This is a genomic window from Paenibacillus sp. Soil787 (assembly GCF_001429545.1).
Lineage (GTDB): Bacteria > Bacillota > Bacilli > Paenibacillales > NBRC-103111 > Paenibacillus_E.
Map to the genome: position 1 here is coordinate 388,454 of NZ_LMSP01000023.1, position 14,669 is coordinate 403,122.

The 14,669-nt window shown below is 44.9% G+C and carries 11 protein-coding genes and 1 riboswitch; of the genes, 2 read left to right on the forward strand and 9 right to left on the reverse strand.

All coding sequences use genetic code 11. The features are described from left to right. Positions 1-31: 31 nt before the first annotated feature. The 3 genes from ASG93_RS21300 to ASG93_RS36830 all read right to left on the reverse strand — a co-directional run bounded on the left by ASG93_RS21300 (position 32) and on the right by ASG93_RS36830 (position 5,341). Positions 32-1,702, reverse strand: a complete 1,671-nt coding sequence (locus ASG93_RS21300; protein WP_056834977.1) for a hypothetical protein — start codon at positions 1,700-1,702, stop codon at positions 32-34. A gap of 323 nt (positions 1,703-2,025) precedes the next feature. Then, a complete protein-coding gene (locus ASG93_RS21305; RefSeq protein WP_056834979.1) occupies positions 2,026-4,269 on the reverse strand; it encodes an AraC family transcriptional regulator in 2,244 nt (747 codons plus the stop codon). A gap of 949 nt (positions 4,270-5,218) precedes the next feature. Continuing rightward, positions 5,219-5,341 (reverse strand): hypothetical protein, encoded by a 123-nt coding sequence (locus ASG93_RS36830; protein WP_268796039.1) that lies wholly within the window; start codon positions 5,339-5,341, stop codon positions 5,219-5,221. A 280-nt stretch (positions 5,342-5,621) separates the two neighbouring features. After that, a riboswitch (PreQ1 riboswitch) is annotated at positions 5,622-5,665 on the forward strand. Positions 5,666-5,676: 11 nt separating this feature from the next. On the opposite strand from ASG93_RS36830, the gene queF reads away from it, so the two are divergent. Beyond that, entirely contained in the window at positions 5,677-6,177 is a 501-nt protein-coding gene (queF, locus tag ASG93_RS21315; RefSeq protein ID WP_056834983.1) for a preQ(1) synthase, read from the forward strand. 73 nt (positions 6,178-6,250) lie between these two features. Here the strand turns inward: queF and ASG93_RS21320 are convergent, their stop codons facing one another. The 6 genes from ASG93_RS21320 to ASG93_RS21345 form a co-directional block, all read right to left on the reverse strand. After that, entirely contained in the window at positions 6,251-6,922 is a 672-nt protein-coding gene (locus ASG93_RS21320; protein WP_063891935.1) for a DUF421 domain-containing protein, read from the reverse strand. Positions 6,923-6,975: 53 nt separating this feature from the next. Next, positions 6,976-8,220: an ATP-binding protein gene (locus ASG93_RS21325; RefSeq protein ID WP_056834988.1), complete on the reverse strand. Its 1,245-nt coding sequence runs from the start codon at positions 8,218-8,220 to the stop codon at positions 6,976-6,978. Positions 8,221-8,471: 251 nt separating this feature from the next. Continuing rightward, positions 8,472-9,179 (reverse strand): DNA alkylation repair protein, encoded by a 708-nt coding sequence (locus tag ASG93_RS21330; protein ID WP_056834990.1) that lies wholly within the window; start codon positions 9,177-9,179, stop codon positions 8,472-8,474. A 589-nt stretch (positions 9,180-9,768) separates the two neighbouring features. After that, positions 9,769-10,014, reverse strand: a complete 246-nt coding sequence (locus ASG93_RS21335; RefSeq protein WP_056834993.1) for a hypothetical protein — start codon at positions 10,012-10,014, stop codon at positions 9,769-9,771. Positions 10,015-10,061: 47 nt separating this feature from the next. After that, a complete protein-coding gene (locus tag ASG93_RS21340) occupies positions 10,062-12,113 on the reverse strand; it encodes a molybdopterin oxidoreductase family protein (protein ID WP_056834994.1) in 2,052 nt (683 codons plus the stop codon). A 75-nt stretch (positions 12,114-12,188) separates the two neighbouring features. Further along, positions 12,189-13,376, reverse strand: a complete 1,188-nt coding sequence (locus ASG93_RS21345; RefSeq protein WP_056834996.1) for a helix-turn-helix domain-containing protein — start codon at positions 13,374-13,376, stop codon at positions 12,189-12,191. Positions 13,377-13,594: 218 nt separating this feature from the next. Between ASG93_RS21345 and ASG93_RS21350 the strand changes: the two genes are divergently transcribed. Next, on the forward strand, positions 13,595-14,635 hold the full coding sequence (locus tag ASG93_RS21350; protein WP_082615006.1) for an ABC transporter substrate-binding protein: 1,041 nt from the start codon (positions 13,595-13,597) through the stop codon (positions 14,633-14,635). Positions 14,636-14,669: the final 34 nt, after the last annotated feature.

The following is a 14,669-nucleotide window of genomic DNA, read 5'->3' on the forward strand; positions in this document are numbered from 1 at the left end:
AGATATTCTTTAACCTGATCTTTGATTTGTTTTATTGCTGCACCAAACGGAATGTAAAGCTCATATGGTTGCTGGATACTTGAGGTTGATATCGATATATCACTTCAATGTTTTCATCATATTCGTTGATTAAAGGTGTTGGCGCGTCAGTTTCTAACTTGCAAGTCAATCCGGGCAATGTCCAAACATTAGGAGTCACGTTTTCCGCGAGTATGTTCTTGCCTCTGATTTCAAAATACAGCTCGATTTCTTTATTCGTATCCAAATGAACATCAACAACTAACAGATCCTTATTTGCTTTCGCTTCGTATGTGATGCCTCTCAGATGCGAGTTCCAATGTCCGCCTAATTCACGACGTATTAACCTCATATAATACTTGTCTCCATGCTCCGTCATCCAATGTACGGTTGCAGGATGCATCTGTCCATTGGTATTACGGCTTCCGGACATGCCGCCAATCATGAGATTCTTCTCGATCCAAGCTGTCGCTGTACAAAGATTCGTGTTCGCACCAGGCTCGTCTCGTTCGCAAAGCTCCCTAAACTGTTTCACGACCAGTCGATCACTATGATGTGTCATTAGCGACGGCTTGATCGCCAGCGGGACGTCAACATCGACCAATGCAATCATCGGATCGTGCTCGGATTCGCAGTTGATGGCTGCCAGGTATTCATACCCTTTCCCTAATGTGAGGAAGAGAAACACACCAATCGAACTATGATCCCTCATTTCCATTTCGTAGGCTCGCGAGAACGGACCTGAAAGGTTTTCCAGATTTGGATTGTAGAATAATGCTATATTTTCCCAAAGGCCTTTTTCAATTTCGTGACCGATTTGTTTAAATGCATCCGATTTTCCATACTTTCTCCAAAGCCCCAGCACAGTGAGATCCACGCCATAATAAGTTGTTGTGTTAAATTCCGCAAACGAACCAAATTCTTTGAATGCTTCATAAAACTTCAGCGCTTCTTGCTCGGCATGAGAAACCCAGTCCTTATTATCGTATCGGTGACCAAAAAAATGGCAAATGAATATATGCATCAATTCGATATTCGAATTCATTGGTATAGCATCCGACAAACGCCGATCGATGGAAGCGCCAACGGCTTTGATCATGCTAGCATCCATCCGGTCAATTAGACTATTCGGCAGCGTTCTTTCAAAATTTGAAAGGATAACGGCAAAGGCACAAGCAATAAATTCGCGCCAATTCGGATCATAGCTTTTCCACACGGGAGGAAGCACTTGATTCACAGCCGATTGAAAGATGTTCTTAACATCTAAGCTATTGGATGCCTCAGACGTATTTGAGGATAACATATCGATGAGCTGTGCCGATATCTTTTCAAACGTATCATTCAGAAAGTAGGCAAATCCCGGCGCAAAGGTTTTCCAAGGAAAGTTGCCAATGGGAGGATGAGGTTCTTGAGGCGCAGTACGAAAAGTTCCATGATAAATTTCATCCGGACAGTTATACTGCATATCTAAGACCTTTCCTAGCACTTCGCAAGCTCTTTCATAATCTCCAGGTGCGTTCCGCATGAGGAGCCCCAAAGCATAGTGAGCGCTCCCCCGTGTATAATGCTGATCCGGGTTTTCCTTGTCCCGCAATAATTTCATCACCTGGTCATAGTTTCCATCCATATCAGCCATTGCGTGATGAATCAAGTAACGTTGTTCATCCCTCATATGCTCTGTCATACTTTGTCTTCACATTCCTTTCATCCTGGTAGCTCAAGTTGATAAACAGAGAAACTGTGCCCAGCATTCCTGCCTCATTGCCGTAAAGCGCCAGCTGGCTTCTCATCGTTCAGTCCGGCAATTACCTCGTTGACCAGCGCCGAAATGGAGGCTCTCGTCTCATAGATGCTGTTCTGCATGAGATTCTAATGCATATATCCTATTTCGACAGCGCGGGAGTGAGATCCTTTGTAGAGCTTGGAATCCAATACGATGGCTCCGCCAATGTCCGTTCCTAAGGCGATGCAAAAAAAACGTCTTCTCGCCTTTCCTGCTCTGGTAAGTTATCGATTAAGCGAATGCTTTTTCCTGTAGTCACCCGGTGTTACACCAACAATCCTTTTAAACATGCGCCCAAATGTAATGGAATTGGAATATCCGACTTGCTGAGCAATGTCTTGTTGGGCCAATTCGGTTTCCGTCAATAAAAGCTTCGCCTTTTCGGTCCTTAAATCCATAAGAAAATCTACGAACTTCATCCCAAAAGCTTCTTTAAACATGTGGCTGACACTTTTGCCGCTAATCCCAAACCTATCGCTCAAATGCTTTAAAGAAAGATCAGGGTCCTCGAAATGCTCTTCGATATAATTTCTCATTTCGATAATAACAGCCTGGTAACTGTTGGCTTCACAAACGGATACATACGTCCGGTACAATTCATTTAAAGAACCTATCATTCTGGCTTCAAGTTCCTGAAGCGTAGCGCTGTCCCGAACGATGCGCTGCAAATCCGACTGTTCCCAAGCCAGTCTCATATTATCCGATGCGCCTATCCCATTGCCAACTTCCCGCTCCAGCAGCTTAATCATCGTTTCAAGGATCATGATAATGTCTTCATCACGTAATACGAAGCGTTTGGAGTCAGCAAACAATTCGGCAAGCTGCTGCCGCCAACCATCTTGCGTCAACCGGAATGATTTGGCGATATCAGCCGCCTTAGGCCAATAGCTGTAAGTCTCTGTTGCAGAACGGCCTGACAGCTGCTCGATCATGATCAACGCTTTACGATCCCGCGTCAGCTTATGGCCAAGTGCTTGCAAAGCTGCGCGATAGGAACCGTGAAGTTCTTGCCAATCCTGAACCGTGGTGCCTCCCGCATAGACAAAGGTTATGCCAAAATGCTCTTCAATCCACTGCTGACCGGTTTCGATAAGGTCGACAAGATGACTTGTGCCTGACTCCAAGTTTTGGGGCACTGCATAGACGATACCTAATCGGTTACTGCTGATCCATTCACTCCAGACAGACAAATGAGCATTAAAAAATTGCTGCATAATATTTTGCAGTGCCAATTTGAGAACGGTTTGATCCTCTGGCACGTGTTGTTTCATAAAGGCATCGTAGCCTTCCATTTCAGCGACGATAACACCCATTTCTTGAAATGGTACCTTTTCTTGAAAGGCCGGTACTCCTTCCTCCCAATCCTTCTCCGTTATCGTGCTTACACCGCTTATCAACTCTGAAAACAGCTGCCTGCGCCGAATGTGCAGGTTCGTTTGATTTTGTTGTTCATAATGCTGCGCCTTCTCAATCAAACCTTCCATAGCTTGTCCGATAAAAGACAAATCATCTATTTCGCGGCCAACCGGAAGAAAACGAAGTTGGATCGATTCCAGCTTATTAAGCATGAGTTGAATCGGCCGGTAATTACGTTTCGAAATATAGATCAGGTATCCTAAGGAAGCAGCAATCGTCGCGATGCCGCTAGCAATCCAAACATAGGAGATGAGCGAAAACCATGCAAAAAGCTGACCCGCCTTAATCCCGCTATGAATGCTCCACCCTGTTTTCAAAATGGGAATTTTTGAGATCACTTCCCCCTGAATCGATTCATTATTTCTGTCACTCAGCGGTTCCGAAGACATAACCACATTCCCTTGTTCGTTGACCACACGCAAAAAAGTCACTTTATGGTCGCTAAGCGTGTCCAAATTTTCTTGCAGTACCCGGACATCGACATTGATGACGACAATACCTTGACTGCCAAAAGGAATTGGGAGCTTTTTCACTAACGAAATGACAGGTATGTCCCCCGCTGTACTCGAATCGTGAAGCATTCTCACATCCGACCACCGATCTGTTTGCGGGTGCGCCCACATGCTTTTTACGAACTCCCTATCCGGAAACGTATCCAGTGAGTCCTTTTGATTTTCCTTAAGAATTAATCCATCATCCGCACGATACATGTAGATCGATTGAATCAAATGATTGTTAAGAACGAGATCATTCAAGGATTCCGATATATAGTACAAAAGCAGACCTTCGTCGCTAGGCTGCTGCTTCTCATGTTCGATAAACTCTTTAATATGATCATTCGTGGCAAGTTCTTTCAAAAGCGCATTCTGAACTTCGGTCAAGGACCGCGACATCGTGTCAGAAACATAGGCTGCGGATATGCCGTTCGCCTTTTCCGTTTCCTTCCGTGAGATGTCAGATACGACCAATAGACCAAGCAGGACCATGATAGAAATGGTTAACAAAAAGAGAGGAAAGTAGGAACGTAATTGTTTTTTGTACCATTTTCTCATGAATACGGCCCCTTTTCTCTAATATTACCTATGCCCAACACAATAATTACTAAGATCATACCTGATAGCCATCATAATTACAAAAAATACATGACATGTGATGTAATTTTTCATTACATAACCGTATTCTGTAGACCCACAAGGATAAACGACTCCGTCGTCCTTAGGGACGAGCGCGTTTGTCAAAGTAGACGCAAAGTAAAAGTATAAATGAGTTTATACTTCTTTATCTACTGAAAAAGCCTGCATAAGTGCAGTCTTTTCAATCGAATCCGACGATTAGGGAGGAATTCCTGCAAATATACAGTATTATTGCAGCATTTCTGCTTATACCTGAGAAGCAGCTGCGAAAAAGTGTATTTTTGCAGGCATTTCCTCTACTAAGCTAAATAAGAGGTAAAAAGGATGTATAAATGCAGCCATTCTACAAAAAGCTGATTTGCGCTTCGTTAAAGTTCGTATCACACGACGTTTTTGCCTGCTGCCCCTGTGACAGCGGAAAACCATCCTTTCGCAGAGCGACTGCAGTGTTCGAACGGAAGTTCGGTGATTGATGCCCAAACGAGTCACTACATCAATTGGCCGCAGCGGACGAGCGAGTCTGCATAGGCGGACCCAGTCGAGATGTGACGAACGAACGACTTCCCCTCTCCGACACGCTGCTCGAAGCAGTCTTTATTTTGTCCGCTAATCGACTTTCATCGTTAGGCGAATTGAAGAATCTGATATGAAAAACCGTCAGGAAAGATCCTGACGGTCCTTTTTCGTGTAAACCCATACATTTGAGCAAGGGGAGGGGTGGATGTGGGGTTCCAACCGCTGTTCAAGTCGTGTTTTTTTAATTTATTATGCGGTATAAACACGACTTCAAAGGCGGCCCGTAAACTTTCCGCCCTCACACCCACCCCTCTTCTGTTCTACACCCATCTGCCTTCCACTTCTCTTTTTCCTAACCGCTCTTCAATCCATATTCATATCCGTGTACACCTTTGTAATATTCCGGGTACATTTCCCCCCCACATGTTTCGCAGGAGAACTGCGGTGGCACTTCTGGGTCTCCATCATCCATCATGTCGAAGTCTCCTACCACACTAAGCGGAATGTCTTCGCTCTGCGAGCATATCATACACAGATACTTGACGACCTCCTTGGACTGCTGGTGCTTGCTTGGACTGAATCGGCTTGATACACCGAAATAAAGCCGGCAGCTACGTTTCCCCAAAAAATTAGAAAGGGTGTACCTCTAGCTCTACCTCGGTGACTTACAATAAAAGCCTCTCCACGAAATTCCAATAGCGGCGAGGATGCATTTTGCGTGCGTATATGGTACATTTTCTAATGAAAAATGAAAAATACAAGAGGTTCGCAAACTCCCTCTCTAAAAAACTATGAAATGAGGAACCACCCATGTCAGCAGGTAGAAGCAGTGAAGATTTGAAAGAGATTACCTTATTAGGCAATCAAGGAACCAAATATGTATTCAACTATGATCCCACTTTATTAGAAGCATTCGATAACAAGCACCCGAACAGGGATTACTTTGTTAAGTTTAATTTCCCTGAATTCACTAGCTTATGTCCCGTAACTGGACAGCCGGATTTTGCTACACTTTACATCTCCTATATTCCGAATATTAAAATGGTGGAGAGTAAATCACTTAAGCTGTACCTATTCAGCTTCCGGAATCACGGTGATTTCCACGAAGACTGTGTCAATATTATTATGAATGATTTGATTGAACTCATGGCGCCTCGCTACATCGAAGTTTGGGGCAAATTCACCCCGCGCGGCGGCATTTCTATCGATCCTTACTGCAACTGGGGTCAACCCGGCACGAAGTTCGAAGCGATGGCTGAGCATCGTTTGATGAACCATGACCTTTATCCGGAAAAAATCGATAATCGCTAATTGGCACAATATACCCATTAAGCCTAGTCAGTACCTTGGATAACAGGGGATGGTTAGGCTTTTTTTGCTAAATCTATTTAAGCTGGTAGAAAAGTCCGTTAGAATCCGACCATTCGGCAAAAAGAACCCGTTCATGATGGCTGATTCCACTCACCTGCAAAAGCTGCTTCAGCCATTCCGGGTCACGGCCGAGACGCCCCAGTGCGGCTTCATTGATACTCCCATTCTCAATAATACTCTCCGGTAGGCTGACCCTTTTCTTCGGCGAATCTGCCTCTCCATTATTCTGGCTTGCCGGATCATTTTGGCGGAGCACGCTAATACTGCCATTCGTCTCGAACAACGCATAGGCAACTTCCCTCATAGAGAACACTTCATTTTCCCGCAGCAGCATACTAAGTTGACCAAAGTCTAGATTGTTGCGCTTCATCGCCTTAAAGTCAATTACCCCATCACGGATCAGTAAATCGGGTGTTCCGGTTGCATATCGAGAAATCCAAGGGACTGTCCAGATAAACTTCTCAAGGGCAAGTGCAAGCAGTGTCCAGACCACAAGTGCGAAGACGAGATGGCTGAGATGCACATTTTCATCATAAATCGTATTTCCAACTAACTCACTGAGCATTAAGGAAGAGACAAAATCAAAAGCCGTAAGCTGAGAAATCTCTTTCTTTCCCAGAAGCCGTGTCATGATCAGCAATCCAACCAATGCAACAACTAACTTAACAGCTATGCTTACATACATGGAAATTTCCACCATCATCACTCCCTGATCTATCCCTCAAAATGGTATGCCCCTTACAAGGGCAAAGTGATTGTTACAGTCGTACCGATGCCTTCCTCACTTTCGTAGATCATTTCCCCATTCATCGTTTCAATAATCCGAATACTAACTGCTGTCCCTAACCCCGTTCCAACATCTTTCGTTGAATAGAACAAATTACCGATACGAGAGAGCTGCTCTTTTGTCATTCCTTTACCATTATCAATAACCTTAATTTCGGCTCGGCCAACCAATCTTTTTAAGCTTACCTTTACCTCTCCGCCCGCAGGCATCGCTTCAATGGCATTTTTAATCACATTCACCAAGGCTTGCTGCAATTGACCCCGATCCGAAAAAATATAAATATGATCCTCGAGATTGACCGTAATCTCAACGCAATTCTTCATCGCCATCGGCGTCAGAAGCACAATAATGTTGTTTAATACGTCAGAAAATGAAAAAGATTCTAATTTGTTCAGTTTAGGCTTGGAAAAATTCAAGTAATCATTAATAATCGATTCTGCTCTCGCTAGTTCTTCCATTGCAATATTCAGGTATTGTTGATTTTTCCCTTGCTCGTTCGGACGCATAAGCTGCAGAAACCCTTGAACAACCGTTAACGGATTACGAACCTCATGGGCAATGGATGCAGCTAACTCGCCTAGCGTTTTCATTTTTTCCGCTTTTTGAATTTGAACTTTCATTCTAAATCGTTCTTCATGTATTTCTTGCAGTATGGCTGATAACCAGGTTCCTAAAACTAGGAGTATGCCAAAAGAGAGCACAGCAGGAATAGTAGCAAAATCAAACGATTCAAAGCCTTTGTATAGTGACACATAACTCATTAAAATAAGCAGCATAACCAGTAACGGACTTAGTGCAACCAATAAAGCTGCCTTTATTCGTGAGTTTCCTGATAATCCTTTGATTTTGTAAGAAGCTACAAAGGGGATAATAAAACTGAGTGTCATGCTGATGTACCCAAATATAAGCGCATCTCCACCAAGATACGTGCGCATCAGCAATATCATCATGTAATTAATAAGACCTGCTAGAGGCCCCCAATAGATGCTCGAAATTACAAGGGGAACATAGCGTAAGTCCCAGTACAAATCAAGTTCATAGTAAGAAAATAATAAACAAAGGGAGGAGGCTGTTCCATGCAGTAAGCCCATCACGATCGGTGACGGATCATTGCGCCATCGTTCTCCAAAGACACTCTGTAATAAGACAGGAGCAAGGACGATAAGAATGTTCAAAAATAATTTTTCTAATAACATAGCTTACAATGCTCTCCCCTCGGGTCCATTCCTTTCAATGTTTCTGCAAGGGGAAGCGTTATCCTTTTTTTATCAAGGAAAAATATAAATGATAAAAAAGGCTGCAACCGAAGCGGCATCTTTCACTGCCATTCAGTCATAGCCTTATTAAAATCTTTTCAAGGATAAACGACTCCGTCGTCCTTCAGGGACGAGCTCGTTTGTCAAGGTAGATGCGAAGCAAAAGTATAAAACTTATACTTTCTTATCTACTAGCAAATACACGTCTTCTTCTTCGTTCCTACTCGGCCCATCGATTCTATTTTATGAATATATTCACTCGCAAGCGGCACTTTACAAGCCGTTTGACCGACGTCGACATGAACCTTGCCGATCTCATTAGCTACTTCCGTCGCAGCTTCAAATAGTGGAAAACAATACGCACCCACCGTAATCACGAAGGTGTTCATTGTATATCTAACGCGATTTCTTTCCGCATGAATCGTTGTTCTTACCTGCTCCAGCAGCTGCGTAATTTCCTGAAGATCGAGCTTCTCATCTGGTGTGATACTAATATAGTTGGCATAAGTACTCCAACCGCATGTGGCAATTAATTCGTCGGGCGATTGCAGCCATTCCCGTGCCAATTCCAGCGCGCTGCTGCTTTCTGCAGCCACGCCAGCTACTGTATATTCGGTGAGCATATACCAATAGGCGTGCTTCGCCCAGTTCTGAAGCTCTTCCTTCGTCATTGTTTTCGGATCAATGGAGAGTCCGGCCAAGTACATCGCGTCCGTGTTGCCTGAATCGTATAGCGTAAGGGTTAGCGCACGGTCTTTTTTAACAAATTTGACCAGCTTCTTCAGATCGCCTACTTTTACGCCGAAAAAAGGCTCCTGCGCACCGTGCCGAAGAAACGTTTTCTTCGTTTGCTCACTTCCGAGCTCCGCTAGGTTATTCATTACCTCTTCAAATGTCATAGATTCTCCACTCAACATTCATTTTTCCGTATTGTATCATAGGGCAGATCTTGATGTGAAATTCCTTCGGCTTTATATACGTAAAAGAGTCAGGAGGATGTCCCGTCGACTCTTGGTTAGTTGATTTGTACCGCTCCCCCGTTTGGCAGTAACCTGTAAATAAGACTGTATTCACTGTCCGGTGCAGCAAAATGAACCGACCTCGGATGAGATCAACTGCATTTTATGCAGCAAAATGAAGTGATTATGTCTCCTTGGGGGAGATCAACTGCATTTAGTGCAGCAAATATCAACATTTTAAGCTAACATACGAAGAAATCTTCGAATTTGATGCACGATATGCATCAACTCACCCTGAAAATGCTGATTTAGACTGAATTAGCTGCACTTATTACATCATCTCTCGGTTTTCTATGCCTGTCACCCTTTCTCTGAGAACAAGTACATCATCAAAGACACCACCAAGCTAGCTACTCTAGTGATATAATTCTCAGCGTGTGAGCTAATTAGGCGATCATGTAACAACCAAAAAACCGATCCATGAGGATCGGCATTTGGAATCTTTTTAACTAATCTTCTTTTTTAAAAACTAATTTAATGTTTTCGGTTGGTACACAGGCAGTTGAGGCTGAGGGCATTGCGGGAAAGGGAGTATATCCCTAATTTGATTGAAGGCATAATGTTTGGTAGCAAATTGGGTGTGGTATAAATATTCGATCACGTAAATAGACCCACCTTGAATACTGCAAAGAATACCAGAAGTACCTGTGCCGTCCACTAGGGATACACCTACTGGGCTTCCGATCCAGGCATACGCTTTGTGCTGTAATGACATAGGTCATCACCTCCTGAATTACCTTATGCGCCGAAGCGCCCAAGGGTTCAGTTCACTTCGCTCTTCTCCACCCGAACACGGCCCGAGAAGAAGGTAGCTCCGCCGCCCATATCGGCTACTCGGTCCGGCGTAAGCGCGTTAACCAACGCTTTGTTCCCAGGCAAATCCGCCCAAAGTCCTTGACTCACAACCACGCCTGGCAGCACATCCGAGCCAGTCGCTACGACTAATTCGCACTCTCCGCGATCATTCCAAACACGGGCAACATCACCACTGACCAAGCCTAATGTGGACGCATCCACCTCATTCATATGAAGCTTCGGCGTTTTCTCCATACGAATATGCTTCTCATTATGCGCAAACGTCGAATTCAGGAAGTTATGATTCGGTGCTGGAATGAACAAGAATGGCAGGTCACCTTCATCCTCTAGTGGCGTATATGTCGGAAGTGGCGGGAACCCTTTACTCTCCATCTCATGAGAATATAGCTCAATCTTCCCGCTTGATGTCTTTAATTCCCCAGGGAATAATGGCTTAACTTCCGCCTTGATAAACTGTTTTTCCAGTAGTGTTTCATACGATATGTTATTCAAAGCTGGGTTCCCGGGATGATCCAAAGCCTGACGAATCAAAGCTTCATCGGTATCCATCAAAGCTTCATCCTCGTAGCCCATCCCTACCGCCAACAATCGAAACACATCCACATTCGCTTTGCTTTCCCCATAAGGAGCCATGACGGGAAGCTGAAGGTGCACATATTGATGCCAATAGGAGCGGTAAAAATCCGTATTTTCAAAAGAGGACGTAGCAGGAAGCACAATATCCGCGTACTTCGCGGTTTCAGTCAGAAACAGGTCGTGAACCACGGTGAACAGATCCTCCCGCTGAAGTCCTTCCCTCACCTTATTCGCATGAGGAGCAACTAACGCTGGGTTGGAATTGTACACATAGAGCGAATGAATAGGCGGATCAAGCTCCAGCAGGGCGCTCCCGAGTAGATTCATATTGGTTTGACGAGCTTCCTTTTCCCGCAAATCAGGTCGCTGTAAGGCGGGAATATTATGCTCCAAGTAGCTGCCATTTCCTTTAATCGCGCCGCCGCCTTTATGCAGCCACTGTCCCGTTAACGCTGGCAAGCAGGCAATGGTCCGCACACACATACCACCGTTGTCATGATGCTGAATGCCGTTTCCAATCCGAATAAAAGACGGCGAAGTCTGACCATATAAGCGAGCCAAGCGGTAGATGTCCTCGACCGGTACGCCCGTTATTGTAGATACCACAGAAGGATCATATTGACGCACATGCTCCCTTAGCTCCTCATGCCCAGCCGTATATTGCTGCATAAACGCTTCATCGACCAAATTCTCATCGAACAAGATATGCATGATTCCGAGAGCAAGGGCAGCGTCTGTTCCTGGAAAAATCGGAATAAACCAGTCCGCCCAGCGGCCTGTTTGGTTCTTGTGAGCATCAATCACGATGATTTGCGCGCCATTCTTGCGAGCTTTCTCAGCGAGCATAACCTGGTGCATATTCGTGCTGACCGCATTAATGCCCCACATAATGATCAGCTTGGCATGAACCGTATCCTCAGGATCTGTCCCGAAGCTGCCTCCCATCGTATACTTATAGCCTTCTGTGCCTGCTGATTCGCAGATCGAATAAAGCAGCCGGCTCGCACCCATCCGATTGAAAAAGCGGCGATCCATCCCTTCCGTCCCAATCCGTCCCATGTTGCCATAGAAGCTGTAAGGCAGAATAGACTCAGCTCCTTCATCTGCGATTAGCTGCTTCCAGCGACTTGTTATGGTTTCGATCGCTTCTTCCCAGGTAATTCTTTCAAACTGACTGCCTTCACCCTTAGGACCCACGCGTTTCATGGGATACTGCAGCCTTTTATCATCATATATACGCGCCGTCATGTTCCGGACTTTATTGCAAATAGCCCCTTGTGTTACCGGGTGATTGGGGTCTCCCTCTATTTTAACGATCTTTCCAGCTTCTTTATGAAGCAGCAGTCCGCATTGATCTGGACAATCCAATGAGCATACAGCTGGGAAAATACCATTTGGTTCATCACGCATCGTTGTAAGCATCAGGTACTCCTTTCAACACTTTCACTTCTTTTTTACTATATACCGAAATGAAGCGAAGCGAAAGTCTCTTTACACTTAGTACAACTGCTCCACGGCCCAGTCCCCTTCCAACGGCTCACAGCCCACAAGAGGCAGCTTTAATGCCTTAATGGCTAGTTGCAAATATTCACCTTTGAAACAGATTTTTTGTGACACAGAAAGTGATAGCTGCTGCAGAGCGTCCATATCTTTCGAATAAAAAGCAGCGTCCCATCTTACTTTAGCGATAATGCGTGCTGTAATTTCTAGTGGAATTCCTTTGGCCCGGGAAATAAGCTCGGCAGCTGCATGAGGATTATTGCGGATATACGTATGAACCCTAACATGTGCTTTTAAATAAGCAACTGCGTCTCCTTCATGATGTCGCGCCCAGTTCTCATCGGCAACAATTCCGGTTAAATAATTGTCCCCCATTCCCTCTGGAAAAAGCACATGACCTATACCGTGGTATTGAGCCAAGCTAATATACGGTTCCCACATGACACTTCCGGCATGCTTCCGCTTCACGATCCCCGCCATGCATTCATCCATTTCCTTATGTTCAAAATGGTTCTCATGCCCGCCAAACGATTGAAGCAGCTTCGATAAACGATAACCAGCGCTCGATTGCGCTGCCGACGAAAGCGGCCACCCGCAGATCTCCGACATATCGTTGATCTCCAGCCCTTTGCGCAAAACAAGCGAAATCCCTTGCCCACCGGAGGTTTTGCCGTCAAAAGCAAGTAGAATCGGACGAAATGCAGGCAGCGTCTGACGAAGTGATTGGCTAAGAACAATCGGATAGTCTCCCAAGGAAGCAATCTGAAGGCTGCCCCCGATCATTCCCTGCAGAAGCAATGTTCCATTAGCTGCATCCAACCATTTTACATGAACAGAACGGTTAGGATTCACCAAGATGAGCTCTTCCTCCAACCAGCCAAGCTCTTTCATGATGAGCGCTGTCCACATATGGGCAGTTCCGCTTTGATAACCAACCGTTATCGTTGGCAGATCCTTAGATTTGACGTTTGCTGAGGCGCTTGAGGCATGTGCCGGATTCTGTAGACTAAAAGAGTGATGGCGAACCCACTGTTCCAGCTCCTTCTTATCAATTAAGATCTCTTTTCCTATTTTCACAAAAGGAAGCTGCTTTAATTTACGCCATCTGTCAAAGGTGGATCGGCTTACACCAAGCAAATCGATCGCATCATGCAAAGAAATGAGGTTGAATCGCTGGTTGGTCATGGTCATCGCGCCTCCTGACGGGGTTAAGATGGTCATTCATCGTCATTCATGTTCATGTGTTTCCAATTCATTGACAGTTGGGTGAGCTGAGATTATATTTCATTATAGAAATATATTCATAGTAAGTCTATAGGAATTATACAATTTATGACCAGACCTTTGGAGATAACTTGGTTAGAAATCTACGAAGGCAAATTATCGTTAGGGGGATTATGAACATGACTTATTTTTCTAAAAAAAGCTGCACGACAGCCATCGTCTTCCTTCTTGCTTCCTCTTTCCTATTGTCAGCCTGCGGCAAAACAGAGGCGACGGCATCTGCGAGCGGCGGCGCACCTGAAGTAACGGAGCTTCGTTATCAAGGAGGTGTTGGCTCTGTTACTTTTCCAGAATTAGCTGATGATCTGGGGTACTTAGCTCCTTTGAAGCTAAAATTTATCGGCAACACGATTAGCGGTCCTCAAGATATTCAATCCGTCGTTACAGGGGATACCGACTTTGGCGGAGCTTTTAATGGGGCTATCGTGAAATTAATATCTGCCAAAGCTCCGATTAAGCCAGTGATTGCTTATTATGGTGTCGATGAGAATACGTGGACGGGATATTACGTTCTGGATGGCAGCCCCATCAAATCTGCAAAGGATTTAATTGGCAAGAAAATTGCAGTGAATACGCTTGGCGCTCACCATGAATTCGTCATTAAGGAATACTTGCACAGAGCCGGCCTAACGGCGGAGGAGATTAAACAGGTAACGCTTGTTGTCGTACCGCCGGTCACAACGGAGCAGACGCTGCGAGCGGAACAAATCGATGTAGCCACACTAGGCGGTGTGCTGCGTGACAAAGCGCTGGAACGCGGCGGCATTCACCCTTTGTTTAAGGATATCGATCTGTTTGGCACCTTTAGTGCCGGCAGTTACGTGCTGACTGATAAATTCATCAAAGCGAATCCGAATGCTTCGCGTAAATTTGTTGAAGCAACCGCCAAAGCGATTGAGTGGGCTCGCACAACACCGCGGGATGAAGTCGTTGCTCGTTACGAGAAAATCATTAACGCACGAGGCAGAAAAGAAGATGCTTCTACAGTGAAGTTTTGGAAAAGCACCGGTGTTGCCGGTAAAGGCGGCTTAATCTCTGACAAAGAGTTCGATACTTGGATCTACTGGCTGGAGGACGAGGGCGTCCTTAAAAAAGGACAATTGGAGATTAAAGATCTGTACACGAATGAATTCAATCCTTTTGTAAATGAGAAGAAGTAGAAGGAGTAAGTCTTGTGAAGCCTGTTTCAAGCTG

Coding starts and splice junctions, on each gene's coding strand:
- ASG93_RS21300 (WP_056834977.1), bottom strand. CDS start 1,702: ATGACAGAGCATATGAGGGATGAACAACGTTACTTGATTCATCACGCA.
- ASG93_RS21305 (WP_056834979.1), bottom strand. CDS start 4,269: ATGAGAAAATGGTACAAAAAACAATTACGTTCCTACTTTCCTCTCTTT.
- ASG93_RS36830 (WP_268796039.1), bottom strand. CDS start 5,341: ATGATGGATGATGGAGACCCAGAAGTGCCACCGCAGTTCTCCTGCGAA.
- queF (WP_056834983.1), top strand. CDS start 5,677: ATGTCAGCAGGTAGAAGCAGTGAAGATTTGAAAGAGATTACCTTATTA.
- ASG93_RS21320 (WP_063891935.1), bottom strand. CDS start 6,922: ATGTATGTAAGCATAGCTGTTAAGTTAGTTGTTGCATTGGTTGGATTG.
- ASG93_RS21325 (WP_056834988.1), bottom strand. CDS start 8,220: ATGTTATTAGAAAAATTATTTTTGAACATTCTTATCGTCCTTGCTCCT.
- ASG93_RS21330 (WP_056834990.1), bottom strand. CDS start 9,179: ATGACATTTGAAGAGGTAATGAATAACCTAGCGGAGCTCGGAAGTGAG.
- ASG93_RS21335 (WP_056834993.1), bottom strand. CDS start 10,014: ATGTCATTACAGCACAAAGCGTATGCCTGGATCGGAAGCCCAGTAGGT.
- ASG93_RS21340 (WP_056834994.1), bottom strand. CDS start 12,113: ATGCTTACAACGATGCGTGATGAACCAAATGGTATTTTCCCAGCTGTA.
- ASG93_RS21345 (WP_056834996.1), bottom strand. CDS start 13,376: ATGACCAACCAGCGATTCAACCTCATTTCTTTGCATGATGCGATCGAT.
- ASG93_RS21350 (WP_082615006.1), top strand. CDS start 13,595: ATGACTTATTTTTCTAAAAAAAGCTGCACGACAGCCATCGTCTTCCTT.